The sequence below is a fragment of the Brevibacillus reuszeri genome (genome assembly GCF_001187725.1).
GTDB lineage: Bacteria > Bacillota > Bacilli > Brevibacillales > Brevibacillaceae > Brevibacillus > Brevibacillus reuszeri.
Genome location: NZ_LGIQ01000017.1, coordinates 200,184 through 225,700, shown reverse-complemented (window position 1 = coordinate 225,700; position 25,517 = coordinate 200,184). Strand labels below are relative to the sequence as shown.

At 48.9% G+C, this 25,517-nt stretch carries 26 protein-coding genes and 1 pseudogene; 20 read left to right on the top strand and 7 right to left on the bottom strand.

Going from position 1 to position 25,517, the window contains the following annotated elements:
- Nucleotides 1-163 precede the first annotated feature (163 nt).
- Nucleotides 164-895, top strand: coding sequence for a GTP pyrophosphokinase (locus ADS79_RS32520; RefSeq protein ID WP_049742638.1), 732 nt, complete (start codon nucleotides 164-166; stop codon nucleotides 893-895).
- The gene (gene pepV, locus ADS79_RS32515; RefSeq protein ID WP_049742637.1) at nucleotides 882-2,318 is read left to right on the top strand and encodes a dipeptidase PepV; all 1,437 of its coding nucleotides are present in this window, start codon (nucleotides 882-884) and stop codon (nucleotides 2,316-2,318) included. The genes ADS79_RS32520 and pepV overlap by 14 nt, the downstream gene beginning before the upstream one ends.
- Before the next feature lie 66 nt (nucleotides 2,319-2,384).
- Here pepV and ADS79_RS32510 read toward each other — a convergent pair whose 3' ends face one another.
- The 3 genes from ADS79_RS32510 to ADS79_RS32505 are packed head-to-tail and all read right to left on the bottom strand — an operon-like array spanning nucleotide 2,385 to nucleotide 4,064.
- Entirely contained in the window at nucleotides 2,385-3,449 is a 1,065-nt protein-coding gene (locus ADS79_RS32510) for an MFS transporter (RefSeq protein ID WP_409362417.1), read from the bottom strand.
- Entirely contained in the window at nucleotides 3,428-3,610 is a 183-nt protein-coding gene (locus tag ADS79_RS36825; RefSeq protein WP_409362416.1) for a hypothetical protein, read from the bottom strand. Before ADS79_RS36825 ends, ADS79_RS32510 begins: the two co-directional genes overlap by 22 nt.
- Complete coding sequence (locus ADS79_RS32505; protein ID WP_049742636.1) at nucleotides 3,603-4,064, bottom strand: nucleoside deaminase; 462 nt, start codon at nucleotides 4,062-4,064, stop codon at nucleotides 3,603-3,605. Before ADS79_RS32505 ends, ADS79_RS36825 begins: the two co-directional genes overlap by 8 nt.
- 145 nt (nucleotides 4,065-4,209) lie before the next feature.
- Here ADS79_RS32505 and ADS79_RS32500 point away from each other — a divergent pair, with 145 nt between their 5' ends.
- The 10 genes from ADS79_RS32500 to ADS79_RS32455 all read left to right on the top strand — a co-directional run bounded on the left by ADS79_RS32500 (nucleotide 4,210) and on the right by ADS79_RS32455 (nucleotide 13,663).
- The gene (locus ADS79_RS32500; RefSeq protein ID WP_049742635.1) at nucleotides 4,210-5,124 is read left to right on the top strand and encodes a LysR family transcriptional regulator; all 915 of its coding nucleotides are present in this window, start codon (nucleotides 4,210-4,212) and stop codon (nucleotides 5,122-5,124) included.
- Nucleotides 5,125-5,194: 70 nt separating this feature from the next.
- On the top strand, nucleotides 5,195-5,797 hold the full coding sequence (locus ADS79_RS32495; RefSeq protein ID WP_049742634.1) for a TetR/AcrR family transcriptional regulator: 603 nt from the start codon (nucleotides 5,195-5,197) through the stop codon (nucleotides 5,795-5,797).
- Between the two features lie 70 nt (nucleotides 5,798-5,867).
- Nucleotides 5,868-7,178 (top strand): MFS transporter, encoded by a 1,311-nt coding sequence (locus ADS79_RS32490; RefSeq protein ID WP_049742633.1) that lies wholly within the window; start codon nucleotides 5,868-5,870, stop codon nucleotides 7,176-7,178.
- A 99-nt stretch (nucleotides 7,179-7,277) separates the two neighbouring features.
- Complete coding sequence (locus ADS79_RS32485; RefSeq protein ID WP_049742632.1) at nucleotides 7,278-8,354, top strand: M42 family metallopeptidase; 1,077 nt, start codon at nucleotides 7,278-7,280, stop codon at nucleotides 8,352-8,354.
- A 243-nt stretch (nucleotides 8,355-8,597) separates the two neighbouring features.
- Nucleotides 8,598-10,085 (top strand): DEAD/DEAH box helicase, encoded by a 1,488-nt coding sequence (locus ADS79_RS32480; protein ID WP_049742631.1) that lies wholly within the window; start codon nucleotides 8,598-8,600, stop codon nucleotides 10,083-10,085.
- A gap of 216 nt (nucleotides 10,086-10,301) precedes the next feature.
- A complete protein-coding gene (locus ADS79_RS32475) occupies nucleotides 10,302-10,736 on the top strand; it encodes an Lrp/AsnC family transcriptional regulator (protein ID WP_049742630.1) in 435 nt (144 codons plus the stop codon).
- A gap of 5 nt (nucleotides 10,737-10,741) precedes the next feature.
- The gene (locus ADS79_RS32470) at nucleotides 10,742-11,362 is read left to right on the top strand and encodes a LysE family translocator (protein WP_049742629.1); all 621 of its coding nucleotides are present in this window, start codon (nucleotides 10,742-10,744) and stop codon (nucleotides 11,360-11,362) included.
- A 99-nt stretch (nucleotides 11,363-11,461) separates the two neighbouring features.
- Nucleotides 11,462-11,701 (top strand): hypothetical protein, encoded by a 240-nt coding sequence (locus tag ADS79_RS32465; RefSeq protein ID WP_049742628.1) that lies wholly within the window; start codon nucleotides 11,462-11,464, stop codon nucleotides 11,699-11,701.
- Nucleotides 11,702-11,936: 235 nt separating this feature from the next.
- Nucleotides 11,937-12,689 (top strand): hypothetical protein, encoded by a 753-nt coding sequence (locus ADS79_RS32460; protein WP_049742627.1) that lies wholly within the window; start codon nucleotides 11,937-11,939, stop codon nucleotides 12,687-12,689.
- Nucleotides 12,690-12,715: 26 nt separating this feature from the next.
- Entirely contained in the window at nucleotides 12,716-13,663 is a 948-nt protein-coding gene (locus ADS79_RS32455; protein ID WP_049742626.1) for a methyl-accepting chemotaxis protein, read from the top strand.
- 80 nt (nucleotides 13,664-13,743) lie between these two features.
- Here ADS79_RS32455 and ADS79_RS32450 read toward each other — a convergent pair whose 3' ends face one another.
- Together ADS79_RS32450 and ADS79_RS32445 are read right to left on the bottom strand one after the other, a co-directional pair.
- Complete coding sequence (locus ADS79_RS32450; RefSeq protein ID WP_049742625.1) at nucleotides 13,744-15,444, bottom strand: M14 family metallopeptidase; 1,701 nt, start codon at nucleotides 15,442-15,444, stop codon at nucleotides 13,744-13,746.
- Between the two features lie 231 nt (nucleotides 15,445-15,675).
- Nucleotides 15,676-16,365, bottom strand: coding sequence for a class I SAM-dependent methyltransferase (locus ADS79_RS32445; protein WP_049742624.1), 690 nt, complete (start codon nucleotides 16,363-16,365; stop codon nucleotides 15,676-15,678).
- 218 nt (nucleotides 16,366-16,583) lie between these two features.
- Here ADS79_RS32445 and hppD point away from each other — a divergent pair, with 218 nt between their 5' ends.
- From hppD to ADS79_RS32420, 6 genes and pseudogenes are all read left to right on the top strand, one after another.
- Nucleotides 16,584-17,675, top strand: coding sequence for a 4-hydroxyphenylpyruvate dioxygenase (gene hppD, locus ADS79_RS32440; RefSeq protein WP_049742623.1), 1,092 nt, complete (start codon nucleotides 16,584-16,586; stop codon nucleotides 17,673-17,675).
- A gap of 160 nt (nucleotides 17,676-17,835) precedes the next feature.
- The gene (locus ADS79_RS32435; protein ID WP_049742622.1) at nucleotides 17,836-19,563 is read left to right on the top strand and encodes a sensor histidine kinase; all 1,728 of its coding nucleotides are present in this window, start codon (nucleotides 17,836-17,838) and stop codon (nucleotides 19,561-19,563) included.
- Nucleotides 19,532-20,323: a LytR/AlgR family response regulator transcription factor gene (locus ADS79_RS32430; protein ID WP_236700176.1), complete on the top strand. Its 792-nt coding sequence runs from the start codon at nucleotides 19,532-19,534 to the stop codon at nucleotides 20,321-20,323. Before ADS79_RS32435 ends, ADS79_RS32430 begins: the two co-directional genes overlap by 32 nt.
- A 152-nt stretch (nucleotides 20,324-20,475) precedes the next feature.
- A pseudogene (locus tag ADS79_RS34770) lies at nucleotides 20,476-20,655 on the top strand (GMC family oxidoreductase); the annotation flags it as partial.
- Between the two features lie 38 nt (nucleotides 20,656-20,693).
- On the top strand, nucleotides 20,694-21,395 hold the full coding sequence (locus ADS79_RS32425) for a pirin family protein (RefSeq protein ID WP_049742620.1): 702 nt from the start codon (nucleotides 20,694-20,696) through the stop codon (nucleotides 21,393-21,395).
- Nucleotides 21,396-21,410: 15 nt separating this feature from the next.
- On the top strand, nucleotides 21,411-21,743 hold the full coding sequence (locus ADS79_RS32420) for a hypothetical protein (protein WP_049742619.1): 333 nt from the start codon (nucleotides 21,411-21,413) through the stop codon (nucleotides 21,741-21,743).
- 64 nt (nucleotides 21,744-21,807) lie between these two features.
- Here the strand turns inward: ADS79_RS32420 and ADS79_RS32415 are convergent, their stop codons facing one another.
- Nucleotides 21,808-22,293 (bottom strand): hypothetical protein, encoded by a 486-nt coding sequence (locus tag ADS79_RS32415; protein WP_049742618.1) that lies wholly within the window; start codon nucleotides 22,291-22,293, stop codon nucleotides 21,808-21,810.
- 156 nt (nucleotides 22,294-22,449) lie between these two features.
- Nucleotides 22,450-22,572, bottom strand: a complete 123-nt coding sequence (locus ADS79_RS36475; RefSeq protein WP_255323391.1) for a hypothetical protein — start codon at nucleotides 22,570-22,572, stop codon at nucleotides 22,450-22,452.
- Between the two features lie 641 nt (nucleotides 22,573-23,213).
- Between ADS79_RS36475 and ADS79_RS32405 the strand changes: the two genes are divergently transcribed.
- Both ADS79_RS32405 and ADS79_RS32400 read left to right on the top strand, forming a co-directional pair.
- On the top strand, nucleotides 23,214-25,304 hold the full coding sequence (locus ADS79_RS32405) for a carbon starvation CstA family protein (protein WP_049742616.1): 2,091 nt from the start codon (nucleotides 23,214-23,216) through the stop codon (nucleotides 25,302-25,304).
- Entirely contained in the window at nucleotides 25,301-25,513 is a 213-nt protein-coding gene (locus tag ADS79_RS32400) for a CstA-like transporter-associated (seleno)protein (RefSeq protein ID WP_049742615.1), read from the top strand. Before ADS79_RS32405 ends, ADS79_RS32400 begins: the two co-directional genes overlap by 4 nt.
- The last annotated feature ends 4 nt before the right edge of the window (nucleotides 25,514-25,517 follow it).

The following is a 25,517-nucleotide window of genomic DNA, read 5'->3' as shown; positions in this document are numbered from 1 at the left end:
TTTCATAGCATATATGTTTCCGAAGAAGGTTTAATCACATGAAAAAAGTTTCAACAATTTTGTTTGCGTATCCATGTTCTCTTTTTATGATTTGGAAGGATATCTTAACCAAAATGTTGAATGATAAGGACGATGGAGAGTTTTGGGCCGGAGGGACGTAAGCGTGCACAAACTAGATTGGGAACTATACTTGCTGCCGTTCGAGCAAGCTGTCGAAGAAATCAAAGTTAAAATTAAAAATATCCGCAATGAGCTGCGCAAGCGTAAGGAGCACTCGCCGATTGAATTTGCTGTTGGCAGGGTAAAATCGATCCCTAGCATATATAACAAGGCAAATCGCCTGCAATTTCCAATTGATGAAAACATTTGCTGGGAGCTGCGCGATATCGCTGGTGTCCGTGTTATTTGTCAGTTTATTGATGATATACCAGCTGTCGTCGAAATGATACGCAAGCGTGGAGATATGCGAGTCTATCTGGAGAAGGATTATGTGTCCACGCCAAAAGAAAGCGGATATCGGGGCTATCATCTGGCGGTTGAGTATCCGATCATGATGGCAGATGGGCAAGTGACTATTCCAGTGGAAATCCAGATTCGTACGTTGGGGATGAATTTTTGGGCGACGATTGAGCATTCACTGAATTACAAGTACGAGGGGATCATCCCGTCAATCGTTCGCCAGCGATTGTTCGAGGCTGCCAAGGCATCTTATAAACTGGATAGTGAGATGAACAACATCCGAGACGAGATCAAAGAGGCGCAGGCCGAATTCACGAAAAAGGAAGTACCGATGGAATCGCTACTGTCCTTGGTCGAGCTAGACCTGGACATTGATGCCGGAATGGACGATATGAGCATAACAGAAGGGAAGAACAAGAGCGATGACGACCATTAATTGGCTGGAGGAAACAAACAAGCGCAAGGAAGACCTCCTTTCTACTACCCAAGCCTTCTTGCGAATCAAAAGCGTACTCGATCCGGAAACCGCGCGAGAAGGTGCGCCGTTTGGAGAAGGGATTCGCGAAGCATTGGACTTTGCCTTGGGTGTCTGCGAAAAAGCAGGGATGACGATCAAAGACGTTGGCGGCTATGCGGCACACGCAGAATTCGGTCAAGGCGAGGAACTGATCGGGATTTTGAGCCACGTGGATGTCGTGCCAGAAGGCGATGGCTGGAGCACCCCTCCGTATGCAGCAGAGATTGTAGATGGCCGTCTGGTGGCACGTGGTGCAATTGACGACAAGGGACCGACGATGGCAGCTATTTTTGCAGCCAAAATCGTCATGGAGCTGGGTCTACCACTCAGCAAGCGAGTCCGTTTCATTTTGGGAACCGACGAGGAATCGAGCTGGCAATGCGTGAAAACGTATTTTGAAACAGAGGAAATGCCGACAATGGGCTTTACACCGGACGCAGATTTCCCGCTCATTTACGCGGAAAAAGGGCTGACAGATCTCACGCTGCGCCAAACAGTAGAAGCATTTCAGCGCCTGGGGCTCTCGGCAGCAGAAAACGTACAAGCCAAGCTCGTTTCATTGCAAGCTGGCCTGCGCATGAATATGGTGCCGGATAAAGGCGTCGCGATACTTGCGCCAATCGGATTAGACAGTCATGCCATCGCAGAGCATTATCGTCAGTATTTGCAGGGGAACAGTCTTACAGGAGAAGCTGTAGAAAAAGACGGCTTCGTGCAGCTGCATATGGAAGGTGTTTCGGTACACGGAATGGACCCGAGCAAAGGGGTCAACGCCGGTACAGAGCTGACACACTTCTTGCAGTCGCTCGCCTTGGATGAGCGTGGCGCAGCATATGTAGGCTTTGCTGATCGCTATTTGTATCGTCAGCATGGCGGAGATGCTTTGGGAATTGCCCATGTCGACGAGGAAATGGGAGCTCTGACGGTAAATACGGGTGTGCTGGAATACGAGGTAGACAAGGATGCCCTGTTCCGTCTCAATATTCGTTACCCCCACTCGATATCGTTTGAGAATTGGTCAGCATTGCTGACGAGCCATGGAGCAGAGGCGGGATTTGTTCTGGAGGTGGCGGAGCATTTGACACCGCATCGGGTAGATCCGCAGCATCCACTCGTCACTACTCTGCAACGTGTATATACAGAGCAAACGGGCGAAGAAGCAGGCATTATCGCTATCGGCGGTGCAACATACGGACGTTCCCTGGATGTAGGGGTAGCATTCGGTCCGTTGTTCCCAGGACGCGCTGACAGTGCCCATCAGCGTAATGAGCATATCCTTGTAGATGATTTGATCAAGGCGACGGCGATTTACGCCCAAGCGATATACGAATTGGCAAAGTAAAAAAGCAAAAGACGACGGAGGTGCAGGAAGATCGCACATTCCAGTCGTCTTTTTTCCTAAATCACTCTAGCTCATCTCCAAACTCGTGATCGCTCGTTTGCTCTCGATCCATTTGACGGAGACGAAGTAGGCGATGAGCAGCACAAAGGCACCAAATAAATATGGGAGATTGATTTGAATGTCGAACAGTATTCCAGCTAGCATGGGTCCGAAAATATTGCCGAGACTCATGTAAGCATTGTTCATTCCCGCGACAAAGCCTTGCTGTTCTCCTGCTTCCTTCGAAAGAAGCGTATTGATTGTTGGCCGTAAGATGTTGTTACAGGTGAAAAACATCATCGTAACGAACATCACATACCAAAAGTTGCCGGAAAAAAGCAGAAAGACAAGCGAGATTGAGGATAGCAGCAAGGTGTAATTGATGGTTGCCTTTTCCCCGAAGCGGAGAATCAGTCGGGTAGTGAGCACGACTTGATTGACTGTGCCGATCAACGAGCAGACTGTAAACAAAATGGCGATATCCAGGGTGGTAAAGCCATAGCTTTGCACGACGTATAGCGGGTAAATCGCTTCGAAGTGTGTAAGCCCAAAGGTAAGGGCAAAGACCAGGAAGAGCAGGACGAAAAATCGGGATTTGATCGAAAGGGCGAGCTGAACGAAAACGTTTGGTTTTTTCACATTGGTCTGCTGCCGCCTCAATCTCGTTTCCAGCGAAAGAGGCTCTGGCAGCACGATCATACTGCCGAGCATCGCCAGAACACCGATACATGCTGATGCGAAAAAAGGCGCCCGCATGCCAAACTCAGCGAGCAAGCCCCCGACACCTGGTCCGATGATGAAACCAGACGACATGGAAGCACCTATATAAGACATGGCTTTTGTCCGTTGCTCGTTCGTTGTGATATCTGCTGCGTACGCCATAATCGAAGGAACCAGTGCAGCAGAGCCGGCACCTCCAATGAGGCGTGACAGGAACAAAAACCACAGATTATCAGCGATGGCAGCACAGAGGTTGGAGAGAGCAAACAGTCCGAGACCCAGAACAATCATTGGCTTTCGTCCGTACTTATCCGCCAGATTGCCCGCAATGGGGGAGAATAGAAACTGAGTCAGCCCGAAGCAGGAAACCAAATATCCCGCTGCTTGTCCACCAGCGCCAAATATCCCGCTGCTTGTCCACCAGCGCCAAATTCATGCAAAAACTGCGGCAGCACCGGGATGACGAGACCGATTCCGAGCATGGCCAAAAACATGTTTACTAAGAGGAGAGGAAACGTTTTTTGGTTACCCACGCGTTTGCTTCCAGAAGGCAAATGGATTTATCCCCTCGTCCTCGTTTTTCATGCGCACGATGGGCAGCACTTGTTTGTCAAACGGAAGGGCCAACTGCTCATACACATGCTTCGTGCTCATCCCCACCTCTGCCGCATCGTTTTCCGTGTAGGCATAATAAACGGTTTTGGCTCCTGTCCAGTAGATGGCAGCAAGACACATCGGACAAGGCTGTCCACTGGCGTAAATCTCACAGCCTTCGAGTGAAGCGTTGTCCAACGTTTTGCACGCCTCGCGAATCGCCTGCATTTCCGCATGAGCGGTTACGTCATGGGTAGCGAGAACGTCATTGACACCTGTCCCGATCACCACACCGTCTTTGACAATCACGGCACCAAACGGCTTTCCTTGATTCTTGCGTGTATTATCGTACGCTAATTCGATTGCTTGCTGCATGAATGGGTTTGCTTTCATAATCGGTTCCTCCTGATGGGCATAGATGAGTAAACTCCTTTTGTGCTCCTTGTCATTATGCTACCATGGGAAAAGATATACGAAAAATATTAATGAAATTCATTTTGATAATCTTTTTCGTATATCTAAAAAGGAGGTGCTTTTTATGAATATGAAGCAGTTGCGCTATTTTATTGCCATTGCAGAAGAGAAAAAAATTTCGGCAGCAGCCAAAAGGCTTCATATGGCGCAGCCTCCATTAAGCCAACAGTTGAAAAACCTGGAACAGGATCTAGGAGTCGAATTAGTGATCCGTCACCAAAAAGGCTTGGAGCTGACAGAAGCAGGGATCAACCTGTACAAGCACGCCTTGCAAATGGTGAAATACATGGAAGAATCGCGTTTGGAGGTAAAAGAGGTCAGCGAGGGCGTGCGCGGGAAATTAAGCATTGGCGTCAATACACTTTCTTCAGATTTACTCGCGCCACATTTACGCAAATTTAGTGATCGCTATCCACATATGACGTATAAAATTCAACAAAACGAGTCAGCGCAGCTATGCAAGCTGATCAAGGAACGCACCATTGAGCTTGCCATTGTGCGTTTTCCACTTGCGCTTGAGGATTTTTCGATATTGCATTTGAAGCAGGAGCCGTTTTTCTTCGTCTCATCGGCGCAGGATGCTCGCTGTGCACATACGATCAGCTTTGAGGAAATGCAAGCCTATCCGATGATATTGCCGAGCACTGGGGGCTTAGGCGTATATCACCTGATTTTGGAGGAATTCGCCCGCCGCAAGCTGGAAATCAACTTGTTGTCCGAATGCTCGGATATTCCGTTGCTGTTGGAACTGGTGTCTTCGGGGTTTGGAGCAACTATCGTCCCTGAGGTCGTCCTGAAAATGCACAAGGGACATCATCTAAAGGTCACCCGGATTGCGGAGCCGAATTTGAGTGCGGGTTCGGGCCTGATTTGGCTGAAGGATCATTACCTGTCCGTTGCAGCGAGAAACTTCATTGAGCAATTGAGAGCAGCTACACCTACAACGGGAATCGGACAAACACATGAGAAAATCACTTGAAAAAAGTGGAGAATCTTATATAATGCTAATAACGATTGATTGATTAATCATTTGTAAGGAGTATGCAAGAATGCCGCTTTCTGATGAGCAAGTTCAAAAGATGAAACAGAAACGAGAAACCATTTTGGAGCAAGCCATCCAGCTTTTTGCTGAGCACGGTTATAACGATACGACGATTGCAAAGGTCGCGAAGGCATCCAACGTCAGCTTTGGCAGTGTATTTACGTATTTTGAAAACAAGGATCAGCTGTTTTACGCGGCAGTCGTAGAACCTCTGCACGAGTATTCCTTACAATTGCTAGACTTTGATCCGCAGGCCAAAGATGCCGTATTGGAATTAGAGAAGATGGTGACCAAGCATTTGCGCATCATCGCCAAGTTCGATACGTATTTGCGGCTTGTCGTTCAAGTCATTGGCTACCATAATCGCTTTCCCGAGCCTTTTGCCCAGCTGGATCAGTTCCATGATACGTTCCGGGCGCAGGTAGGGGAGCTTTTGAAAAATGGACAGAAGCAAGAAGCTTTGTATGAGCAAGACGCAAAATATGTGGCTACGGCTTACATGAGCTTGCTGATTGGGCTCCGGGTGAATTTGACCGATTCTCCTGATAGTCAAATGTGGACCAGCTTTGTGCCGTTTGCCATGCAGCTGTTCGGACCGAAGAGAAGCTAGTCGGTCTATTTTTTTGGAGTACAAACGATTGATTAATCAATCGTTATTTTGATAAAAGGAATGATTGCGAATGAAGTTTTGGCATTTTGATCGAAATATCCAAATCAGGCTCGCGCTGCATTTCGTGACGACGATGGCGGTCATGTCCGTCACACCGTACTTAATTGTCTTTTTCTCCAAGCAGCTAGGAACCTTTGTGACGGGCTTAATGTTTATGGGTGTGATGGCTGCAAATATCGTCGGGTCTTTTGCAGGCGGATATGCGGCTGATAAAATCGGCAGAAAAAAAGTGATCGTGTGTAGTGAAGCAGGCATGACACTCGGGTTTGCATGCGTGGCGCTAGTCAATTCTCCATGGCTTCAGCTGCCGTACGTTACCTTTTGCCTGTTTCTCCTCATTCACCTGTGTATCGGAGCAGTCGGACCTGCCTATCAAGCGCTGATTATCGATGCAAGTCATCCCGACAACAGACGATCAATTTTTACTGTCTCGTACTGGTTGAATAATTTGGCGATTGCGATCGGGGGCTTGGCAGGCGCTTTTCTGTTTCAGACCCATCACTTTTTTCTGTTCCTCGGTGTGGCGACCAGCACGGGATTATCTCTCGGGATTACGATTTTGTTCATCGAGGAGACGTATCGGCCTATGAAATGTACACCCGCTTTGCCATCGTGGGAGGAAAAGAAGCAACGGCTTGGCTTTCTGCGCGATATCCTTGGATCGTATAAAATTGTGCTGAAGCATCGCTGGTTTGTTTGGTTTGCCTTGGCCAACCTGCTTATCATTTCGGTGGAGGAGCAATTGACAAATGTCATTGGCATTCGCTTGGTCCGGGAGATTCCTGTGCCGCAGCCATTCGTTTCTTTTCTGGATTGGTCCGTAGACGGGATGAATTTGCTCGGATTGTTAAAAACGGAAAATACGCTTCTCGTCGTTTGTCTAACCGTCCTAGTTTCTTCGCTCCTGAAAGCTTGCAAGGAGCGGACAATGCTACTGTCTGGCTTGTTCCTGTTCTTTTTCGGGTACGCCGTAATTAGCTTCAGCAGCTCACCTGTCGTTTTACTGCTTGCGATGTTTTTTGCAACCTTGGGCGAGGTCATGCATATCCCGGTCAAGCAAGCGCTGCTCGCGAACATGGTGCCTGATCACGCGCGTAGCACGTATATGGCGGTTTATTCCCTCCTGTCCATTCTTGGAGCGAGCAGTGCAGGTGTGTTCATTTTGCTGAGTGGTTGGGTTCCCCCTGTCGTCATCACCGGTGCATTTGTAGGGATGGGCATGATTTGCTTGCTGCTGTTTTCCACCATCACGAAAAGGTCCACAAAAGAAATGCAGTCCCCGGCAGCAGGAGTACGCACTGACGAGAATGCAACTGCCTGACCAACGTAATGTGCTGCGAAAGAATGGAAATTCAAGGATTATTTCTGCCACTTAGCGAAATCATAAAAAGGTAGGTCTGACTCAAAAAGGAGACTGAACATGGACGATACAACCAAATTGATCAAGGAATTGACGGAAGTAGACGGCGTTCCCGGGCACGAACGGGAGGTTAGGAAAAAGATGGAGCAATTGCTGGGGGCGCTGACTGAGGAGCTGGTCAAAGACCGATTGGGCGGCGTGCTTGGCAAGAAGACAGGAGCTGAGAATGGTCCGAAGATTTTGCTCGCAGGTCATCTGGATGAGATCGGCTTCATGGTTACGCATATTACTTCCAAGGGCTATTTGCGTTTTATCCAGCTCGGCGGTTGGTGGCCGCACAATGTCCTCTCACAACGAGTGAAGGTGAAGACGCGAAAAGGCGAGCATCTGGGGATTATCGGCTCCAAGCCACCGCATGCTCTGGAAAAAGAAGAGCGTGAAAAAGTCATGAAGCTCAAGGATCTCTATATTGATATCGGAGCAAAAGATGAAGCGGATGCGAAAGCGATGGGCGTTCGTGCCGGAGATTGGATCGTGCCAGCGAGTGAATTTACCACGATGCGTGATGGTGAGCTATGGGTAGCAAAAGCTCTGGATAACCGTGCCGGATGTGCCCTTGCTGTCGAGGTATTGAACCGTTTGCAAAAAACGGATCATCCAAACATCGTATACGGAGGGGCGACCGTGCAGGAGGAAGTCGGGTCCCGTGGTGCCGGAACGGTTGCACAGCTGGTAGAGCCAGACATTGCTTTCGCCCTCGATGTCGGGATCGCGTATGATACGCCAGGCAATGAATCGTACCCGATGACCTGCAATGTTGGCGACGGACCACTGGTGATGCTGTTTGATGCCACCATGATTCCGCATACGGGACTGCGTGATTTGGTGATGGATACAGCAGAGGAAATCGGGATCAACGTTCAGGTAGATGCGCTCGCAGGCGGTGGTACGGACGCGGCTAAGTTCCATACGAACGGCATCGGATGTCCATCTCTCGTTGTCGGTTTCGCCACTCGGTACATTCACAGTCATAATTCGATCATGGCCAAAAAAGACTTTGAGCAAGCGGCAGAGCTATTGGTTGCGGTCATCAAAAAGCTAGATCGGAAAACGATTGCAGCTCTGTTAGATCAATAAAGACGAGATAAACCCTCTCTATTTCATCTGTGGCAGTCGTTACAAGATGATGGGGAGGGTTTTTGTAATGGTTTAGTTGTTTTTTTGCATCGACTCATTTAGTATAGGTAGGATAGGAATCCGAGCGGGCGTTTTTTTGCCTAGGGATGATTATGATTGACGGTTGCCGGTTTTTTCGCACCCCACTGTCCATGCAGTCATTGGTGTGGCGAATCGGACCGCTTGTGAAAGGAAGTGTACACCATGGCAAAATCGTTTGCGTCTTTTGGCTTTCGACCGGAGCTGATGCAAGGGATTCAAGACCTGTATTATAAAGAACCAACCCCGATTCAGGAGGAAGCAATTCCGCTGATTCTGGAAGGAAAAGATGTTATTGGACAAGCACAGACGGGGACAGGAAAAACCGCAGCATTCATGCTGCCGATCCTGAACGCTCTGGATGCAGGGAAGCGGGACATTCAAGCGCTGATCCTCACACCGACACGTGAATTGTCTATTCAGATTGCCAAAGAAATAGAAAAGCTAGGAAAGCATCTTGAGATCAACGTCCTGTCGCTGCATGGCGGAACGGATATCGACAGACAATTGAACAAGCTCAAGGAAACCGTACATGTCGTTGTTGGTACACCTGGTCGTGTATTGGATCATATGAAGCGCGGGTCGCTCCATTTTGGACGTATCTCCACACTTGTACTGGACGAAGCTGACAAGATGATGGAGATGGGCTTTTTGGAGGATGTGGAGCAAGTTGTCGTACACACTCCGTCCCAGCGTCAGGTTTTGTTGTTCTCGGCAACGATGCCTGATTTGGTGAAAAAGCTGGCGCATCGCTTCATGAAGCAGCCGCCGCATATCAAGATTGAGGGTAAACAAAAAACTGTCGAGCAAATCGAGCAGTTTTACTACGTAACCAATCAAAGCGACAAGACGGATGCACTCGTTGACGTACTGGAGCAGGAGCAGCCGTTTTTGACGATTGTATTTGCCAATACACAAGTACGTGTACAGCAGTTGACTGCGCGCTTGCAGGAGAATGGACTGTCCGCTAAAGCGCTATATGGCGATTTGTCCCAAAACAAGCGTGAGCAGCTGATGAAGCAGTTCCGTGAAGTTCGATTCCAATATTTGGTTGCTACGGATATTGCAGCCCGTGGACTTGATGTGGAAGGCGTGACGCATGTCATCAACTACGACTTGCCAAACGACGTGGACAGCTATATTCACCGCGTCGGACGTACTGGGCGTGCTGGACAAAAAGGAAAAGCGATCTCGCTCATTTCCCCTCGCCAGAAAAACCTGATGGGTCGCTTCGCCAAAGCGACCAAAGCAACCATCGAAGAACGCATTTTGCAAGCTGGCCGTCACCTGGATGCTGGTCGTCGTCAGCGCGCTGAGGAGCGGGAAGCACATTTTGTTGAACTGCGCCAACAGCAGCAAACAGAGCAAAAGAAGGAAAAGGACAAGGAGTTTGCTCCTGTTCGTGAAGCCTTGAAGAAAAAGACGAAGGTAAAACCAGGCTACAAGAAAAAGCTGGCGCGTGAGCTGGATGAGCTGCAAACCAAGTACGAGCAAAACCGCAAAAAGGCAGAAGCAATCGCGGCACGAAAAGCGGGGAAAACCGTGAAGCCTGCTGCCAAGAAAGCTGGAAAAGGCGGAGCCGGGCGTCCAGCACAGGGTGGAAGACCGTTTCGACCATCTGCGGGTAAAAGCAATGGAAAAGGAAGAGGCTAAATCAGCCCATACAGGACTGTCTTGATACTTTTTGTTTCGAGGCAGTTTTTTTGTGCTCATCGTTGCAGTTAACTTTTTTAAGCTGCGGCCCCAAAAAGGCTTCGTTACAAAACAAAATAATGCGAAAAGAGAATTCTGCGTTAATATTTATCGTGATTTGCAGAAATCAACTTCATTAATTAATCCCTTGCTATAATGGGGGGAAGGAGGGATAACATGGATCGCATCGATGAACAAATTATGCAATTACTAAAAGAAAATAGCCGTATCACCAGCTCGGAGATAAGCAAGCAGGTCCATCTCTCTGTGCCAGCCGTCTCCGAGCGTATCCGTAAACTGGAGGACTGCGGAATCATCGATCAATTCACGATTAAAATAAACCGGGAGCAGCTAGGGCTTCACCTGATTGCTTTTATCATGGTGGAACTGGAAAAAACCGAGCATATCGCAGGCTTTCGCGAGACGATTTTGCAAACTGACAGCGTGCTGGAATGTCATCACCTGGCAGGCTCCTATGATTACTTGCTGAAAGTCGCGGTTAAAGGAACGGCGGAGCTGGAGTGGCTGATTTCCGACAAGCTCAAGAGAATCGAGGGAGTGAGCAAGACCAACACGATGATTGCCTTGTCGACCATGAAAGAGGAGCTGTGAGTCGAATGGCGCTTTGGGACGGACTCTTGTTCGGGATGCTTCTCCAGCTTTCAGTCGGACCTGTTTGCCTGGCGATTTTGCAGCGGTCGATCAGGTGCGGATTTTCCAGCGCATGGAAAATGATCGCGGGAGTAGCGTTGGTAGATGCGTTTTATATGGCGGGTGCTATTGGTGGCTTGTCTCTTCTTTTACAGGTGGCTTGGGTCAAGCAGGTTGTGCTCATAGGAGGGGCGGTCATACTGGCTTGGTTTGGTGTAAACAGTATGCGTTCGAAAGCGATGGATGAAACGGGGGAGGATGAACGAGAAGGATCGGAAATGCGAGAACCGAGCAGCTTTTTATACGGACTGTCCCTAACGCTTGCGAATCCGCTAACGATTTTGTTTTGGTCGGGTGTTTTCGGCTCCATGATGGCTACCCAGCACCTGCCCAGTCTGTCTAGGGTGTTATTATTTGCTGGGGGCTGCTTGTTGTCGACGCTTTTGTTCCTCGGATTTGTTGCGTTACTCGGAAACGCTGTGAGGCAATACCTTGTACCTAAGTGGCTCACGAGACTTAATAGGCTTGTGGGTATATGTTTTATTGCTTTTGCCCTGATCTTGCTGCAAAAAGGACTAACTGTGTGAAATAGTGTTTTCCTCCTACCACAATGTGGGTAATATATAGGTAGATAGAACCCTTTGTGCAAAATGACATCAAAGTACAGGGTATGAGGAGAACCAGCGATGACGGATAAATGCTTTAAGTGCGGACATATACTAAATCCTGGCGAATACACGTGTCAGGTCTGCGGGCAAAACGATATGGAAGACTATCGAACGATTCGAAACTATGTGAGAAGCTATCCGAATTCGAATGCGATGCAGATTGCCAATGCAACAGGTATTTCCGTATCCAAAATATTGCGCTACATCAGAGATGGTTCATTGACTGTAGTGGACAATCATCCCCGTAGAGGAAGATAATCGCCAATTGAAGATTTAGAAAAGCCCACTGCCAGGTAAAGCGAGACAGTGTTTTGCACAAGGCGTTCGGGCTTTTTTCTACTGCGTAAAAAATGGATTTCCGCGAGAAGACAAGCTTTTCAGTACATATGTGAACAAGCCATTACAACTGGATGATGATCTTGTCAGAATTTGGCCGGGCATGAAAGGAAAAGCTAGAATTGTGGCGAATCATAGTGATTGAGGTGAGAAGATCATGAAGGGATCCCGTGCAGAACGTTACCGCTCCCGGCGGAGGAACGATAGTGAAGTTAGCCGGTTTTGGATCATGGGGTTGCTTTTCTCACTGCTGGTGCTCGCTTTTGAATTTTTGATCGAGATTCCCGCCGATGCAACCTGGCTGCAAGAGATGGAGATGGCATTATTTTCGGCCAGCTTTACCTTGCTCGCCTTTTATTTGCTAGGCCTTACCTTTGCCTTTTCCCGCCATCCAAAGGCAGGAAAGATCAATCACCAGATCATTATTTACGTATGGCTGGGCGCGATCTTGTTTCATTTGTTCCTGCTCATCAGCAATTTGTCCAATCAGCACGTGTACAAGGCAGGGATCATTTTATTTTTGGGACCACTGTTTTTGACTGTCTACCATTTCATCACGTACTTTTCCGATGTTCGTGCAGATCGTGAGGAGCAAGAAGCCGCAACGACTGCATCGATGGAGAGAGTCGCGTATCAGATGATTCTGGAGGGCAGCAAAGTCTACGGGGAAATTACCCGGTTAAAAACAGAGTATCCTGAAGTGGAGCAGATGCTCAGGGCCAACGATTTTCACGATAAGCTGGAACGCTATGCGCTCGAAATGCAGCAGTATTTGCAGGTGAAGCAATTTCAGCGCAAGGACGTGGAACTGTTGGAAGGGCATTATCTTTTTTTGGAGAATCTGCTGATCTTGGCGAAGCAGCATCCGGGTATTGTGGAATCACGCATGTATTCCCGCCGCGATGACTAACCGTGGACAAAAGGAGTGAACGGAGCATGTTTTGGAAAAAGGACAAGGGACTTGCAGAAAAGGAAACAGCAGCGACGGCAGTAGCAACTCAGGTAAATCCGGCAGAAGAAATGCAGCAAGCGATGAAAAAAGAGCTGGTAGCGATTTATGAACAGATGGGTGCTATCATCTCTTCGCACAATGCAGTAAACTCCCAGCATGACGGGCTCGCGCAGCTGGCGACACAAATGAAACAGGTAGTCGAAAAAATCCAGCGTATTAACGAAAGCGACGATGAATCTGCCAACCAATTGTTTCAGCGTGGCGAGCGTCTGACGACGATTTGCCAGGAATCTGTTGTACGGGCAGATGAAGGCAAAAAAGCGATGAATGAAGTCGTACAGGTCATGAGTACGCTGGAAAAGGATTCGGTGAACACTTCTCGCTCCATGAGCAGACTGGAAGATCGTTCCTCGGAAATTACGAGCATCGTCAAAGTGATTAGCGATATTGCGAATCAAACGAATCTGCTTGCACTGAATGCAGCGATCGAAGCAGCGCGTGCAGGTGAGCAGGGACGCGGTTTCGCTGTGGTGGCAGACGAGGTACGCAAGCTGGCAGAGATGACAGCGAATTCGACGAAAGACATCGCAGATTTGATCGGCAAGATTCAAGAGGAAACAAAAGAGGCTCTCGCAAATAGCGAAAAGAGCAGTACCGCGATCAAGGATGGCCTGTCCATCAGCAAGGATGCTTCCGGCAAAATGGAAGGCATTGCTCAGGCTTTCCATAAGGTAAATGAAGAGGTCACTGGCGTCATGCAAATCATTTCGCAGCAAAAGCATTTTGCGAGTGAAGTGTCGCAGCAGGTGAATGAAGCGAAAAGCTTGCTGGACGAGCTGAATGATGACCTGCTTAGCCATGTGAGAGAAGCAGGAGAAGTAGACAAGCTTTTGCAATCAAGCATCAAAGATGTGAAAAAAGTATTGGCCTAATCCATTTGGTTGATTTCATTTTCTTACATAAAAACGTCCCCATCCATTGACGTGGAGAGGGACGTTTTTCGTTGGGTATCTTAACGCTTCGTGATAGGGAGAGCTTGCTCCAACATATAGCGGTAGACGGGCACCTCATCCCCTTTTTCCACCGCAATAAAATTAAAGGAGACGTAGCTGTCTACTGATTCAGGCTCCAGGGCCAGCGCAATAAAATTCGCATTTGGCTGGTCCATCTGAAACACATAGCTGCCCGCAGGGAATGTTTTGGTTTTCTCCGAGACATTTGTCGTTACCTGATTGGTAAAATGTCCATTCTCGTAGACGGTATTTACTTTGTTTTCGATTACCTTGTACCCCTCTACTGGGACAGTAGTATCCCGGGACAGCTTGCTTACCGTAACGCCGAGCTGCTCCAGCTTTTGTGCGATCTCGTGATAGGCGGGGGGCATCAGATAGGCAGTAGGGCGTTCACGCTCAAGCACGGGAAACGCATCTGTCGAGCTGACCCAGTCAATCGGAGCCGATACTTTTTTCGCCGCGGCCAAATCGACGACTACGAGTGATTGGTTGGGCACGCGTTTATTTTCACTTACGACTACGATTTTGTCGTTGTCATTTGCCTTTTTGCCTTTGTCAGTTATCTCCTTACGAGCATTCGCTACCGCTGCTTTGAGCTGGCTGGCATGGGCAGCGGCTGACTGGATAAAAGAAAAGTGGGTGATGGCCTGACTGTATACGCGGCGTTCAAAATCGGCACGTCCGATGCCAATTCCCCTCGTCTCCACCAGGAATGTCAGTGTATTTTTCAAGCCGAGTGCATTTCTTCCGATCCTCGTTTCTGTGCTCCCTTCCGTGGCAGTGATCTTGCCGTCCTTGCCTTTGGCGAGTGTAAAATAAGCGTGGTGTGACAAAGCATCCTGATCCAGCACTTTTTGTACATCTGACAGCAACAGATTATCAGACATCTTGCGTAGTGATTCAGGTATGTTCAAGTTTTTTGCAGACGAAATCAGCACATCGTAGGAGGAGATGGCGCCTTTGGGTCCTACATCAGCAAACTGGGTGTAGTTTACGCCATACTCATGGGCATCGAGGATGACGTCCGGTTCATACTCATTGATCGCTTTGTGAATTGCCTGTACCTCGGGATACTCGACCTTCATGTAATCACGATTGGCATCCAGATCAGTCGCAATATAACGCTTGAAGCCATAGGAGCCATCGGGGTTGATTCGCGGCACGATTGCGATATTCACGATGTCCAGGAGATCGGCGCCCAGCTTTTCCTCCGCGAGCCATTTGGCGATAACAAGTGCCGATTCGCCTGCTGCTGGTTCGTTGCCATGTATTTGCGCTTGCAGCCAAATGAGCGGTTTGTCTTTGTTTTTCTTGATCGATTCCAAATCGTTACTGAACAGGAGCAGAGGGATGTCCCGGCCCTCCAGCGAGGTACCAATCGTAACGAGCTTCATATGTTTATTGCCTGCTGCCAGCTTGGTTATGTATGCGATCATTTCTTGTTGCGAGGTGAATGCTACCTTGCCATTTTGAAAAGCGGGTGTTCCGAAGTCGATATCAGGCTTGGGGAAGAGTGCCTGGAGACTTTCAGGCTGAACATAGCTTGGGCCATAGCCATAATAGGGGAGAAATTGTTTTTCCGTCTTGGCTTCTGCTGCTTGTGCTTTGCTGGCAGCAAACGTCATCGGAACCGCTGAACCGCTGGCGAACACAGAGATAATGAGAGCCATTGAAACAGCAGCACCTATTTTCTTACCCATAGCGTCCCTCCTAAAATGGATAAAAGTAATGTATAGAAAAAATATCAGATAATTACAAAAATGTTAATTGGCCTGTTTATCCATTTTTTTCGGGTGAAAATCAGGACTAACGAGTGAGTATAACAATAAGCATGGTGCCAAGCTCATGTCCATGTTTATGATCGGCAAATGACCGAAGGAACAGAAAGTAGGGCTATTGGCAAAGGCGCTCACAGCCCGTTTCTGAAGTGTTTATTTCGCTGTTTTTTGCAGGGCAAAAAGTGTCAAAAAGCTGACAGCCTCTCGCAATTCCACACTTAAGCGGCCAGCGATATCCGGTGTTATGCCATCTTTGTAAACAGGCTCTTCGGCCAGGAGCGTAAAGCCGTTTTCGCGTGCTAGCTGTTTCGCCTCCCACGGCATCATCGTGTTTTGGATTGTGGCCTCCTCATAGAGACGGCGATAGCTATGCGCACGCGGTCCTGCTGTCGGGCCAAGTATGCCTAAAACCAATACACCTCCAACAGCCAGCACACGATGCAGCTCCAACAAGGCACGAATGGGTGAGTGGGTAAACTCTACGACATTGATAGACAGTGCACCTGCGAAAGTCGCGTCAGAAAATGGCAAGCTGCTGATATCAGCGGTTTGAAAATGAACCTGATTATGGTCTGATTTTACCCGGTCATTGGCAAGGCGAATCATTTCCCCGGCAATGTCTACACCCTGCACTGTAAAGCCCTGCTCCGCAAGCTTGCAGCTGGCATATCCGTCACCGCAGCCCGCATCGAGAACGGGACCTGTCTGTGCCGAAATAAGCTGCATGAAAAAGGGTAAAATGGTACGTCGACTACCTGTTTCCCACATAGCATCACTTTTCGAATGCCAATCTGCAGCGTATTCGTCCCATTGCTTGGATGCTTGCTCACTCCACTGGTTCATACATAAAAGCTCCCTTCATCCTAAATCCTGCTTCCATTGTACCAAGCGCCCGCTCAATTGCGTACTTTAATCAATGAAAGCGTTTTAGCGTTTTCGCGGTGTTTCACGTTCTTGCATGAGGAAGCGTTTCCAATGTAATCTCAATATGTCGACAAAATAATCATAATAACCCAAAAAGTCTTATTAATTGAAAAAGCAGGAAAAATGGAGGGGTAGTAATGAGCAACACCGATTTTTTTCCGATTCAAGACTGGGATTATCTCGAATTTTACACAGGAAACGCTAAGCAAACGATGCACTATTTTACGAAAGCATTCGGCTTTGAAGCAGTCGCCTATTCCGGACTGGAGACAGGCTCTCGCGACAAGGTTTCGTATGTGCTAAAGCAAAATCACATGACGTTTGTGATCAGCGGAGCATTAAACCCCGACCATCCGATTGCTGAATTCGTGAAAAAGCATGGGGATGGAGTCAAGGACGTTGCCCTGAGAGTAGAAGACTGTGAACAAGCCTATCGAGAAGCGGTTTCGCGTGGCGCGATTCCGATCATGGAGCCAACCGAATACACAGACGAATTCGGAACAGTAAAAAAAGCAATTATCGGCACGTACGGTGAAAATATTCATTCCTTTATCGAGCGCAAAAACTACAGTGGAGCATTCTTGCCAGGCTATATCGCCTACCAATCCCCTATAAAAGCAGAAGGAACGGGAATCGTCGGAATCGACCACATCGTAGGCAACGTAGAAGTCATGGATGAGTGGGTTGAGTATTATCAAAAGGTCATGGGCTTTACGGCGGTTCAAAACTTCAGCGAGGACGATATCTCAACGGAGTATTCCGCGCTCATGTCCAAGGTGATGCAAAGCGGAACAGGACGCATCAAGTTCCCGATTAACGAGCCTGCGGAAGGACGGCGCAAATCGCAAATCCAGGAGTTCCTTGAGTTTTATAAAGGGCCTGGTGTTCAGCACATCGCGATTTTGACCAACGACATTATTACAACAGTCTCCAAGCTACAGGAAAATGGCGTAGACTTCCTTTCTGTACCAGATACGTATTACGAAGAGCTGAAGGATCGCGTGGGCGAAATCGATGAGGATATTGAAGCGCTGAAAAAGCTTGGCGTCCTCGTAGACCGAGACGATGAGGGCTACCTGCTGCAGCTGTTCAGCAAGCCGATCGTAGACCGCCCGACCTTGTTTATCGAAGTCATCCAGCGTAAAGGCGCACGTGGTTTTGGGAACGGCAACTTTAAAGCGCTGTTTGAAGCGCTGGAGCGCGAGCAAGAGAGACGCGGGAATCTGTAAGAAATCTTTTTCCTCGACCATGGAAACCATCCTCAACGTGGCACGTGTGCGCTGAGGGTGGTTTTTTGTCCGTAGTCAGTCTTGTCAGACAATTCGTCTTGACCGTTTATATGTCGGATGTGGATAATGAGGATAGAGCTGGTTTCTAGGGGGAAGCGACATGAATGTAGCCTTGATGGTTCCTTTGGCAGAGCGGACGGCTGTCTTGATCGTTGCCGCACTTTTATTTACACGTGTACGGGCCTTTCGCAGTATTTTGAACCAGCAGGCGACCTGGCGTGAAAAAGCAGTGATGGTGTTGATCTTTTCCGCCATTTCCATACTGGGAACCTACAATGGCATCTGGTACCAGGACGCTATCGCCAACTCTCGGGTGATCGGTACCGTAGTGGCAGGATTATTGGCAGGACCGTGGGTTGGACTTCTGACGGGCTTGATCGCGGGAATTCATCGCTATTCACTCGGGGGATTTACCGATTTGGCTTGTGCCGTATCGACGATTAGTGAGGGCTTGATCGCCGGATTGATCTACCAGTTTCGGCGCAATCGGAACCAGGGTATTGGCTGGACGACTGCTCTGGGCGTAGGGTTCATTGCGGAATGGATGCAAATGGGGATTATTCTGCTGCTGGCAAGCCCCTATGCAGAAGCGCTGGCCCTCGTAAAATCGATCAGCGTCCCGATGTCCGTCGTGAATTCGCTTGGGGTCGCCATCCTGATCATTATCATCGATCTGGTGAAAAAGGAAGAGGAGCGCATCGGTGCTTTGCAGGCACAAAGAACGATGCAGGTCGCAGACAAGACCCTTTCCTATTTACGCCAAGGGCTGAACTATGATTCTGCGAAAAAAGTAGCGGAGGAAATTCTACGGACGACGAGAGTTGCTGCTGTCGCGATAACAGATACGCGGACGGTGCTTGCCCATGTTGGCGCGGGTTCCTCGCATCATGTAGTAGGGGAAGGAATTACGACAAAGGCAACCGAGGAAGTCATTTTGACCAGGGAAATGATGATCGCCCGGACAAAGGAGGAAATCGGCTGCAAGGAGCCAAACTGCTCACTGCGTTACGCGATACTCGTACCGTTGATGCGCAGGCAAGAGGTAGCGGGTGTGCTGAAATTGTATCAGGATCGCTCGCGCAAGCTGTCGGCTGTTGACCTGGAGCTGGTTCGCGGCTTGGGTAACTTTATTTCGACCCAGCTGGAGCTGGCAGAGCTGGAAAAGCAATCTCGCCTGTTGGCCGATGCGGAGATTAAAGCTTTGCACGCACAGATCAACCCGCATTTTTTATTCAATGCCCTCAATACGATCGTTTCGTTTATTCGTTTTCGTCCCGAGCAAGCACGAGAGCTGTTGATTCATTTGGGTGAGTATTTCCGGCGAAATCTGCACGATTCCGGAGGTTATGTCAGCCTGGCCGGTGAGCTGGAGCATATCGAAGCCTATCTGGCAATCGAGCGTGCCCGCTTTGGGGAAAAGCTGCACGTTGAGTATGAGATTGAATCTGGCGTAGAGCGGGTAACGGTTCCTGGACTCATTTTGCAGCCGCTGGTAGAAAATGCGGTGAAGCATGGACTTTTGCCCAAGCGAGAAGGCGGAACAGTGAAGATCAGGGCAAGACGTTTGGATACACAAACACTGGAGCTGAGGGTAGCCGATGATGGCGTGGGCATGGACCAGTACCCTTTTCTCCCCTCCCAGACACAAAAGGAAGGGAAGAGACGTCTGTCTGGAATCGGGCTATCCAACGTCAGGAGCAGGCTTTGTTCCATTTATGGCGAGCCATATGGAATCGTGATTGAAAGTGAGCCAGGGCGGGGCACGACCTGCACGATACAATTACCGGTAGGGGTGAATGCGAGTGCTAAAAGTGTTCATCGTGGATGATGAAGCACCAGCAAGAGAAGAGCTGCGCTATTTATTGGAGCAATTTACAGAAGTTTCTGTCATCGGGGAGGCGAGCAGCGGAGAAGAGGCATTAGATTCGATTGTTCAGGTCGAGCCTGATGCGGTTTTTTTGGATATTCATTTGCAGGATCGTGATGGAGTCGATGTCGGACAGGAGCTGCTGGAATCCATGGTGAAGCCACCAGTCATCATTTTTGCTAGTGCCTACGAAATTCATGCCGTGCGCGCGTTCGAAACAGAAGCGGTCGATTACATCGTCAAGCCTTTTAGTGAGCTGCGGCTGGAGAAAACGATGAACAGGGTGCGCAGACTACTGCGCTCAGCAAATGCTCCGCAAGCAATAGAAACGCGACATCTTGAGCAAAGATTGCAATTTTTGCTGCAAAGCGTACAGGTAGATCAGCAGCCACGTCGGGTTCCGGTAGAAAAAAACGGCAAGATCATGCTCATCGATCCGAATGAAATCGTTTTTGCTACGCTGGAGGGCAGGCACGCCAGCATTTATACCGGATGTGAGCAATACGCAACCTCTTTTTCGCTTCAGGAGCTGGAGAGCAGGCTGTCCCCTCAGCAATTTTTTCGGACGCATCGCGCGTATATCGTCAATCTGTCCAAAACAGCAGAGCTGGTGCCGTGGTTCAAGGGCTCGATTCATCTGGTGATGCAGGATAATCGGAAGACAGAGGTGCCAGTTAGCCGTAATGTGGTCAAGGAGCTGAAAAGACGTTTAGGTTTTTAAACACATAAGGGAGACGAGCAGGGGGAGGTATCGCTGGGGACCAGCCTATCGCAGTCGTCCGCCGTGGATGCACAATACTTCACAAGGCTTTATTTGGCAGAATGCAGGAGTCGGCGGGATGACCCTGCATTATTTGGGAAATTCTCCGCGGGAGCACCATGCGGACGGGCTATGTGGTTGATGATACATGCGAAGCGTATCAGGTCAATCGCTTGTTCATCGCTGACAACAGCGTCCACTACTATTGTCTGGGCGGCCCGAATTCAAAGCTGACCAAACAAGCACTGGCAACATGTACAGCCGAAAAGCTGGTCGAAAAGTACTTTTCCTAGTAAACTAAAAAAGAACTACGAGGAAAGGGAGAGTGGGTATGATACAAGTATATCCTTCAAATTTGAGATATTCGGTTGATTTAGGATGGCTGCGCAGTCATCTCAGCTTTTCTTTTGGAGAGTATTTTGACGAGAAGAATACGGGCTTCAGTGTCATGCGTGTGTGCAATGATGACGAAGTAATCGGAGGCAAAGGCTTCGGACCGCATCCTCACAGTGATATGGAGATCGTCACGGTTGTATTGCGCGGTGCGATCAAGCATGAAGACAACTTGGGCAATATCGAGGTGACATCTGCCGGAGAGGTACAGCGGATGAGTGCGGGTAGCGGTATTATCCACGCTGAATACAATGCTTCGGAAACCGATGAGCTGAATTTTTTACAGCTCTGGTTCATGCCATCCGAACGGGGTTTGAATCCTTCCTTTGAAACGAAGCGTTATGATGCACAAGGGATGCAAAATCAGCTGCTGCCGGTCGTGGCTCCCGAGGGTGGAGAGAAAGTCGCTGCGATTCATCAGGATATGACGATCTATTTGAGCAGGCTCGAGCCGGAGAAGACTCTCTCCTTCACGCAAAAAGAAGGGAGACGGACGTTTCTGTTTGTCATCGAGGGTACGCTTTTTGTGAACGAGCAAAAGCTAGCGACCAGGGACTCGGCACGAATCGAGAAGGAGACGAGCCTCACGCTTGCAGCTGCAGAAGATGAAGCGTTTTTCATGCTGATTGATTTGCCGTAAAGGAGGATGCACAAGATGAACGAAACATTGCTGGTCAAGCATGCCGTCGGAGGCAGAGCTTTTATTGATTCTGGAAAAGATGATATTTCCTATGAGTGGGAGCAAACGGGCGAAGAGACACGTTTTACGCTGGCACTACCTCATGATGAGCGAGTAGCAGAGATCATGAAGTGGAAGGACGAGCTGAATGTCTTTTTGTTTCAGGAGCAAGAGGGACAGCCAACGAAAAAAATCTGGTTTTACGTAAAGGATGGCCCGGTCACCTACGATGCTGCATCCCGGCAGTTAACGATCGTGGCGCAGTCGAAAATCGAGTATATCCCTGAGCAGTTTAGCACCAAGCTGTAAATCATAGAGAAAGACCAGGTCAGCACATCAGATAGCTTTTGTGCCGAGCTGGTCTTTTTACCGTTTATATCGAAAAGTCGTCTCTTTTTTTGCGGGATACGAGATAGCCACCCAAGACGATGAGCAACAGGCCAAGGATTCCCCCCACCTGACTCGACAACAGATTCGCTGCCAGAAATACCAATGCTACTGTTGTTAAAATGCTAATAGGGATCAGCAGTCCTTTTTTCCGTCCGCCAAAAATGTATAATTCCGTCAGACCAAACGCAGGGCCGATCAAAAAGAAAGGCCAGGTTTTGCTCATATCGCCGTCCATAAAGATCTGACTGACAAAGAACAGCGGGGCGTATACGAGCAGGATTCCGCCTGGTACCAGCAAGCCTGCACGCTGTGGCTTGGGGTCCATAAAAAAGAAAAAGTGAAAAGCAATGGCAGGAATAAGTAAAAATGCAGGCCACAGCTTGTCGATTGCGAGCGGGATATTTAAATAGGTAGCCATTACAAAGATTGCGCCAATACCGATTAATAGATAGCCGCCGATTTGTCTCATGAGCACGTTCTCCTTTAGTTCAACCTTCCAGTTCTTGTATCATTTTATCATACGCTGTAAACGAGAGAATCAGTCTAGGGACGGAGACTTACATCCCTCCTAAATAAAATTCCTCCCAATCCACGAGGAAAAGGGAGGAATGATGTGATATTCATGCTATCCGACGTAGTATTTCAAAACGAACAAACCGATCACCACAACGGCTAGGGCGATGGAAAAAACCTTGATATCTCTGATCGTTCCTTGAATCATTTCCACTTCTCTTTTTGTATATCTCATTTTTCATTCTCCTCTCAGGTTGGCTTTGCATTCCTTTGAGGAGGCTGTCCACAAATCGGGACCCATACTTGATCGGCATGAGAATGATCCATTTTAATCTCGTTTGGACAATAAACAAAAAGCTGACGAGCAGAGCCAGAAGCAAATAAAGCGTATTTATCGGCTTTACAGGCAAGAAAAGTGCTTGCTGCTTCTGCACGAAAATCTTTACAGGGGTGTGCAGACGATAGCTGACGAGATGAAACACGCCTTTGTGCAAGGCTGTATAGGATGCCTGCGCATCAGGAACAGTAGGCTCGCCAGAAATCGAGCTGCTGGGAAAAAAGCATAAGCAGATGGCCAGAAGAGAAAACCATAACGTACGTATGAAAGCATTGGGGCGAGATAGCATCTTGTCCCTCCTATGCAAAAAATGCAGTAGATATGCCATACGATAGAATCGTAGAAAGGTTTCAGTTTTTATGGATGGCGCAAGAGGCGAGGATAGCTGTATGCGCTTTCACTCATGCGCGTATGGTGCAGCTCGTGCTTGTTTTTGTACGGTTCAGCCAAGATTGGTTCAGACAACCCACACCCTTATGATACCTTGTTCTAAGGCGAATTGCCTGAATTTTACGTAAAATAGGTAAGGAGGCGCATGTATGAAGAAATGGCTTCTTTCCATCCTCATCTGGGGTGGGATTGCCGCTCTGGGAGCAATCGGGTTTGGAGTCATCGCACTGACTCGTGGAGAATCTGTCAACTCGTTCTGGCTGCTGACTGCTGCTATTTGCACTTATGCTGTTGCGTATCGTTTTTACAGTCGATTTATTGCCAAGAAATTGATGGGGCTCGATGATAAGAGAGCCACTCCAGCTGAAGTCAACAACGATGGAAAAGACTTCGTTCCTACAAACAAATGGGTACTTTTCGGACATCACTTTGCGGCAATTGCAGGTGCTGGGCCGCTCGTAGGACCTACACTCGCTGCCCAGATGGGATATTTGCCCGGAACACTCTGGATCATCGTCGGGGTAGTCATCGGGGGAGCGGTTCAGGACTTCGTGATTCTCTTTGGTTCGATGCGCCGAAATGGCAAATCGCTCGGACAGATTGCAAAAGAAGAAATCGGGCCTTTTGGTGGGGCACTCGCACTTGTTGGCATCATCGCGATCATGATTATTTTGATTGCCGTTTTGGCAATGGTTGTTGTCAACGCACTTGCAGAATCGCCGTGGGCTACCTTTACGATCTTTATGACATTGCCGATTGCCATTCTGATGGGGCTATACATGCGTTATATACGACCTGGTCGTGTCATGGAGGGTTCACTGATTGGTCTTGGCCTACTGTTCTTCTCCCTGTGGCTGGGGCAGCTCGTCGCTGCTTCGCCAACATGGGGTCCAGCCTTTACGTTCTCCAAAGTACAGCTCGCCTGGATGATTATCGTCTACGGCTTTGTAGCTTCGGTGCTTCCGGTATGGCTCTTGCTGGCACCGCGAGATTACCTCAGCTCTTTTTTGAAAGTCGGAACGATTGCGATTTTGGCGTTAGGGATCATCTTCACACTACCGCCACTGCACATGCCAGCCTTGACCAAGTTCATTGATGGCACGGGACCAGTATTTGCGGGTAATTTGTTCCCATTCCTGTTTATTACGATCGCATGTGGAGCTGTTTCCGGCTTCCACGCGCTGGTTTCCTCTGGTACGACACCGAAGATGATTGCAAAGGAATCCCATGCTCCCCTGATCGGTTATGGCGGTATGCTGATGGAATCAGGTGTAGCGATCATGGCTATGATTGCGGCATGCGTGCTGACGCCAGGTGTTTACTTTGCGATCAACTCACCGGCTGCCGTAATCGGGGCAGATGCAGCGGCAGCGGCTACTGCAATCTCCAGCTGGGGCTTTACCGTCACTCCTGACCAGTTGACTACGCTAGCCAACGATATTCAGGAAAAAACGATTCTCTCCCGAACGGGTGGGGCGCCGTCACTTGCCATCGGCATGGCAACCATTTTCTCCGGGGTTTTGGGCGGCAAAGCACTCATGGCATTCTGGTATCACTTTGCCATTCTGTTTGAGGCTGTCTTCATTCTTACGACGATTGATGCAGGGACGCGTGTCGGTCGCTTCATGGTACAAGACATGCTCGGCAACGTCATCCCGAAAATGAAAGAAGTGAACTGGCTTCCAGGAAATCTGATCGGCTCCGGTATTATTACGCTCGGCTGGGGATACTTCCTGCTCCAGGGAGTCATGGATCCGCTCGGAGGGATTTATACGCTATGGCCACTGTTTGGTATTGCCAATCAGATGCTTGCAGCGATTGCATTCACCGTCGGAACGACACTCATCTTTAAGATGGGCAAGGCAGCTTACTCATGGGTGACTCTTGTCCCAATGGCCTGGCTGACGACAGCCACGCTCGTAGCAGGCTGGCAAAAGCTGTTTCATACAGATCCGAAAATCGGCTTCCTGTCACATGCTGAGACATTTCAGAAGGCACTCGATGCTGGTACCTTGCCAAAAGGCGTAAAAACGATCGAAGCCGCCCAAAAAATGATCCTCAATGACCAAATCGATGCTGCTGTTTGCGCGATTTTCATGGTCATCACGATCGGGATCATCCTCGATGGGGCACGCTTGTGGATCAATATCATCCGAGGGAAAAAGTACCCCTTGTACGAAGCCCCATACATTGAGTCCAAAGGAGACTTCATTGACGGCAAAGGGCATCACGTGGCATGAGGCGTAAATGGAGAGCGATGCGAAAGTCGTGGCGCCGCGTAAGCTCTGCCATCAAGACGATCTTTGGAATGCCTGACTATGATCGTTATTTGCAGCACTGGCTTATGACTCATGCGGCTCCGGGAATATTTCCGATGACGGAGCGCGAGTATTACATGTACGCACTCACCGAGCGGTATGAAAAGGGCGGCGTAACACGCTGTTGCTAAGAAG

Coding starts and splice junctions, on each gene's coding strand:
- ADS79_RS32470 (WP_049742629.1), top strand. CDS start 10,742: ATGGCGCTTTGGGACGGACTCTTGTTCGGGATGCTTCTCCAGCTTTCA.
- ADS79_RS36475 (WP_255323391.1), bottom strand. CDS start 22,572: ATGAGATATACAAAAAGAGAAGTGGAAATGATTCAAGGAACGATCAGA.
- ADS79_RS32475 (WP_049742630.1), top strand. CDS start 10,302: ATGGATCGCATCGATGAACAAATTATGCAATTACTAAAAGAAAATAGC.
- ADS79_RS32490 (WP_049742633.1), top strand. CDS start 5,868: ATGAAGTTTTGGCATTTTGATCGAAATATCCAAATCAGGCTCGCGCTG.
- ADS79_RS32405 (WP_049742616.1), top strand. CDS start 23,214: ATGAAGAAATGGCTTCTTTCCATCCTCATCTGGGGTGGGATTGCCGCT.
- hppD (WP_049742623.1), top strand. CDS start 16,584: ATGAGCAACACCGATTTTTTTCCGATTCAAGACTGGGATTATCTCGAA.
- ADS79_RS32435 (WP_049742622.1), top strand. CDS start 17,836: ATGAATGTAGCCTTGATGGTTCCTTTGGCAGAGCGGACGGCTGTCTTG.
- ADS79_RS32480 (WP_049742631.1), top strand. CDS start 8,598: ATGGCAAAATCGTTTGCGTCTTTTGGCTTTCGACCGGAGCTGATGCAA.
- ADS79_RS32505 (WP_049742636.1), bottom strand. CDS start 4,064: ATGAAAGCAAACCCATTCATGCAGCAAGCAATCGAATTAGCGTACGAT.
- ADS79_RS32430 (WP_236700176.1), top strand. CDS start 19,532: ATGCGAGTGCTAAAAGTGTTCATCGTGGATGATGAAGCACCAGCAAGA.
- ADS79_RS32450 (WP_049742625.1), bottom strand. CDS start 15,444: ATGGGTAAGAAAATAGGTGCTGCTGTTTCAATGGCTCTCATTATCTCT.
- ADS79_RS32455 (WP_049742626.1), top strand. CDS start 12,716: ATGTTTTGGAAAAAGGACAAGGGACTTGCAGAAAAGGAAACAGCAGCG.
- ADS79_RS32465 (WP_049742628.1), top strand. CDS start 11,462: ATGACGGATAAATGCTTTAAGTGCGGACATATACTAAATCCTGGCGAA.
- pepV (WP_049742637.1), top strand. CDS start 882: ATGACGACCATTAATTGGCTGGAGGAAACAAACAAGCGCAAGGAAGAC.
- ADS79_RS32425 (WP_049742620.1), top strand. CDS start 20,694: ATGATACAAGTATATCCTTCAAATTTGAGATATTCGGTTGATTTAGGA.
- ADS79_RS32420 (WP_049742619.1), top strand. CDS start 21,411: ATGAACGAAACATTGCTGGTCAAGCATGCCGTCGGAGGCAGAGCTTTT.
- ADS79_RS32495 (WP_049742634.1), top strand. CDS start 5,195: ATGCCGCTTTCTGATGAGCAAGTTCAAAAGATGAAACAGAAACGAGAA.
- ADS79_RS32400 (WP_049742615.1), top strand. CDS start 25,301: ATGAGGCGTAAATGGAGAGCGATGCGAAAGTCGTGGCGCCGCGTAAGC.
- ADS79_RS32460 (WP_049742627.1), top strand. CDS start 11,937: ATGAAGGGATCCCGTGCAGAACGTTACCGCTCCCGGCGGAGGAACGAT.
- ADS79_RS32445 (WP_049742624.1), bottom strand. CDS start 16,365: ATGAACCAGTGGAGTGAGCAAGCATCCAAGCAATGGGACGAATACGCT.
- ADS79_RS32485 (WP_049742632.1), top strand. CDS start 7,278: ATGGACGATACAACCAAATTGATCAAGGAATTGACGGAAGTAGACGGC.
- ADS79_RS32500 (WP_049742635.1), top strand. CDS start 4,210: ATGAATATGAAGCAGTTGCGCTATTTTATTGCCATTGCAGAAGAGAAA.
- ADS79_RS32415 (WP_049742618.1), bottom strand. CDS start 22,293: ATGAGACAAATCGGCGGCTATCTATTAATCGGTATTGGCGCAATCTTT.